At 37.0% G+C, this 3,809-nt stretch carries 4 protein-coding genes; all 4 read right to left on the bottom strand.

What is annotated here, in order from left to right:
- Positions 1–424 (bottom strand): hypothetical protein (locus QM629_RS12415; protein ID WP_415160196.1); only part of this gene is annotated, 424 nt, incomplete at its 3' end.
- Positions 425–937: 513 nt separating this feature from the next.
- Positions 938–1,348 (bottom strand): SMEK domain-containing protein, encoded by a 411-nt coding sequence (locus tag QM629_RS12410; protein ID WP_415160195.1) that lies wholly within the window; start codon positions 1,346–1,348, stop codon positions 938–940.
- Positions 1,329–2,333, bottom strand: a complete 1,005-nt coding sequence (locus tag QM629_RS12405) for a Fic family protein (RefSeq protein ID WP_415160194.1) — start codon at positions 2,331–2,333, stop codon at positions 1,329–1,331. The genes QM629_RS12410 and QM629_RS12405 overlap by 20 nt, the downstream gene beginning before the upstream one ends.
- Before the next feature lie 989 nt (positions 2,334–3,322).
- A complete protein-coding gene (locus QM629_RS12400; RefSeq protein WP_415160193.1) occupies positions 3,323–3,685 on the bottom strand; it encodes a hypothetical protein in 363 nt (120 codons plus the stop codon).
- Between the last annotated feature and the right edge of the window lie 124 nt (positions 3,686–3,809).

Raw genomic sequence — 3,809 nt, 5'->3', positions numbered from 1 at the left:
CGGTTGGGAGATGGATGTTTTTGGTTAAGAAGCCAAGGCTGGTCTGCACGCTGTCTATGCCGGGCAGGTATTCTTTGAGCGGGAAGCTTTTTAATTTATCGGTTGTTTTGGTGAGATTGCTTTGCAGGTTTTTATAGCGATCCTGTATGTTTTCTGTAAACAGTTCCTTTGCTTTAAGGCTGTCCTGTATGCTTAATTTCTTATACAGCTTATCTTCCTGGCGCTGCAGCTTTGATAACAGCCGGGAAGACTGTTTATTGATCTTGGATTGCAAACCGCTGTACTGCTTCTCCAGCCCGCTGAGCACCTTTGCATTAACATCAGTGATTGAGTTTATGCCTGTGCTGTCCGGCGGTTGGGCGCATATTGCACCTGCATGCAGCAGCAGGTATGCGCAGAGGATGGCATACGAGGGTAATCGCATAGTTCCGCAAGGTTAATAGCAACTGTTATATGCTATGGTTTCATGTTCTGTAAATTTTGTTCAGGCTATTTTTTATTTCCAGGCTTAAAGCAATAATAAGGGTGCTGTTCAGGCTTTTCCTAACGGCATTTTCACATAATAGCTTAACATAAAATTGAACTGTTAATTTGAATTGACAAAATTTATTTTGAAGAATTTTTTGGCGGTAACAAACAGCCCGTTGGACGATTGGCAGCAAAGAGGAATTCCCGTTGGACAGAACATGTAAAGGCTGCATGCAGGATGTGAGAATTTGCATGCAGGCGCTTGATGCGGTAAGTATTCGGCATATTTATGAATCAGGAAAATTAACGCGGTAGTTATGTTTATTGTGCGGCAAAAATGTTGGCGAGGCACTTAAAAATTCATACATGCAGCCAACTTTAGCTCAGAAGGAAGTTTGTTCGCATAATAAATTTTTTTAAGAAGCTTTGGAATATCATAGCCTTCATATACTACGTAACCTTCTTCAATTTATTTAAGTATTTTGGGAGGACATTTTCTTGAAATGAACAAAATAATAAGTTGCTTCTTTTTCTTTCCTTTATTACTATTTTTAAATGTTGCGACGGTTTTGTGAAGCTTATCTGAGTAATTTTTATTTGAAGTTACTTGAACTAATAGATTCCGTCGCTTGTCAATAAGATCAAAAGATTCCTGATTCTGCCTGGGTTCATTGGCATTAATAAGTTTCCATCCGAAAGCCTGATTCAAGAATGCACAAAATAAATTTTCCGAATCCACAGCATCATTTGAGAGTCCCAATGAGTTAGATTGTTCAACTAAATCTGCATATAAGAATAATAAAGCGTTGAAGATTGCTAAAGTAAATATTTGAAGGCATTTTGTATCGTCAGTTTGTACATTAATCAGCAGATAAAACATCCATCAATTTATAATTGACGAAGTAAGTTGTTCTTCCTATTTTTTGAGGTTTTAGAATGTCTGCTTCTGTCAGCTTTTTCAGCCATATAGATGCTGTTTGACGATGTGCGATTTCTTTTTTTTCTAAAAGCTCAATCTTTAAATATGGCAATGTAAACATTAGTTGTAACAGATCGTAACTAAAAGAAGAGCCTAATACCTGTTTCATTTTTTTTTCAATTTCCTCTTTTAGAGAAAGCATATTCCGTATTTTCTTCGTACTTAATTGTGCTGTTTCGGTAAGAGCAGTCAGCATATACATTATCCAATCATGCCAGTTGTTTTTTTCAGTCACGTTACGCAATAATTGATAGTATTCTGTTTTATATTTTACGATGTATGAGCTGAGATATAAAATCGGTTGAGTCAATAATTCCTGTTGTACAAGATACAGGGCGTTTACAATGCGACCTGTCTTGCCATTGCCATCTGCAAATGGATGAATGGCTTCAAACTGATAATGGATAAAAGCCATTTTTATCAATGGATCAAGTGGTGAAGCCTCGGGGTTATTGATAAATCTTTCTAATGAAGCTAATTTTTCTCTCAGCACCTCTTCACAACAGGGCGGGGTATAGATTACTTCTCCATTGATCGCATTTTTTAGTGCGGTACCAGGCGTATTTCTGATACCAGCTTTATTTTGCTTAATGATCTGTACAATTTCTACCATTGTATTGGTCAGCAATAAATTTTTTTGTGCCTGCATTTTTTCTAAACCTGCATATAGTGCTTCTCTGTAACTCAACACTTCTTTTGCAGCATGACTGGCAGTACTCTCTTCGGCGGCGGCTTTGTATAGTTCATCCTGTGTTGTTACAATGTTTTCTATAGCAGAACTATCTTTACTTTCTTGCAAGACAATAGTATTGATGAGTAGTTCGGGATTAGGCAAAGAAGCACAAAGTCCATTCAATTCTCCTATATACCTTGATGCTTTTGCCAAATGCCTGAATATGTCTTGGGACTCCTGAAAATCTGCCGGAGGTAAATCCGGTAACTCATTAAAAGGAGCGTTCCTATTGTAATCCGTGGTATGTCGAAGTTTTATTTAATTTCCATCATTGAGTTTTAGATATGTCGTTGTCTTCGACATGAATCAATTTTAATGTCGAAATTATCAACAATTCTCGACATTAACTTGTTTTTACGTTGAAGCCATAATCATTAGATACAGTTAATGTCGAAATGAGACACATTTTTCATCAGACATAACCAAAGAATTAAGCTCCTAAAAAAGCGATTTCGAATGAATTTAATCTTTGTTATTTCTTAATAATCAAATCTGTTAACTCCGGTGTATCCAACATTCTTTCCATTTCTGTCTGCAGGATGGCCTGGACATCTTTTTAATGGATAGGTAATTTTCTAAAATTCTATTTTGGTTTACAGTAGTGATTTCCGGTAAGTCTTTGAAAGAAGCCTGTTCCTTAGTAAGCGTTTCGTGATCGTTTTGAATCTCTGCGCAAAAAGCTTTCAGCTCCATTTTCTGATCGGGATTGTCGGCCACCATACCAACGAATTCACCGCTCGATAAGAAGGATATTTTATTTACAGGAATAGCAAGCTCCAGTTGCTTGAATTGGAGTTTTCAGAAATAACATAAATTAATCATATATGGAAAATGCAGTCTAAAGGCGGACATACTGATGTTTTTGAGGAAACCGGTTTTGTAACACTTTTTGAAACTTTAAGGGCACAGTTAGGTTTAATTGGGCTGATGGGGATAACCAATATATGGGCATCAGAAAAACCTGTTAACTATAATTTATTTTCTGAAATTAATGGGGGCCAATGGATGTGGGGATTTCAATGAGGCTTTGGCGAACAATCAGATCCGGATATTTCTTTCAAGCAACGCTTCTTCCATCACAACAAGGATTAAGATGGCACTCAACGGCATTACATTTTTATATTGAATAAGTGGTATTCTTATCAGCTATACTTCAAAACATAGCTGGTACTTCTGCCGCCGGCAGCCTCTTTTTCAAGAATGCTTTTTTGAAGTAAATCCTGAATATCCCTTAATGCGGTGTCTTGTGAACATTTGGCGATTCTAGCCCATTTGGAAGAAGTTAGCTTTCCGGTAAACCCATCAAGCAGCTTATTTATAAGTAGTTTCTGGCGTTCATTCAAGGCGGTTGCCTTATGTTTATCCCAAAACTGTACTTTACTGAAAACAGCAGCCAGTAATTCATCTGTGGAATCCAACGAATGTTCTAAACATTCTAAAAACCATATAAGCCATTTTGTTATATCGAGGGTGCCTTTCTGCGTCTCTTCAAGAATATTATACAAACCATTTCACAGGATAGGCGACATTTCTCGCTTTATTTTCCTACTTTTGCGTATGCAAAATTTAGAAGTACTTATAGGCCAAAAGATAGATGGTCGCAAATTATCGCATGGGCAAAATGAATAT

Source organism: Parafilimonas sp., assembly GCF_047606085.1.
Classification (GTDB): domain Bacteria; phylum Bacteroidota; class Bacteroidia; order Chitinophagales; family Chitinophagaceae; genus Parafilimonas.
The sequence above is the reverse complement of the archived record's forward strand: the minus strand, read 5'-3'. Positions and strand labels throughout refer to the sequence as shown.

Excerpts from the sequence above, each read along its gene's own strand:
- QM629_RS12410 (WP_415160195.1), bottom strand. The coding sequence starts at position 1,348 with ATGTTTTATCTGCTGATTAATGTACAAACTGACGATACAAAATGCCTT.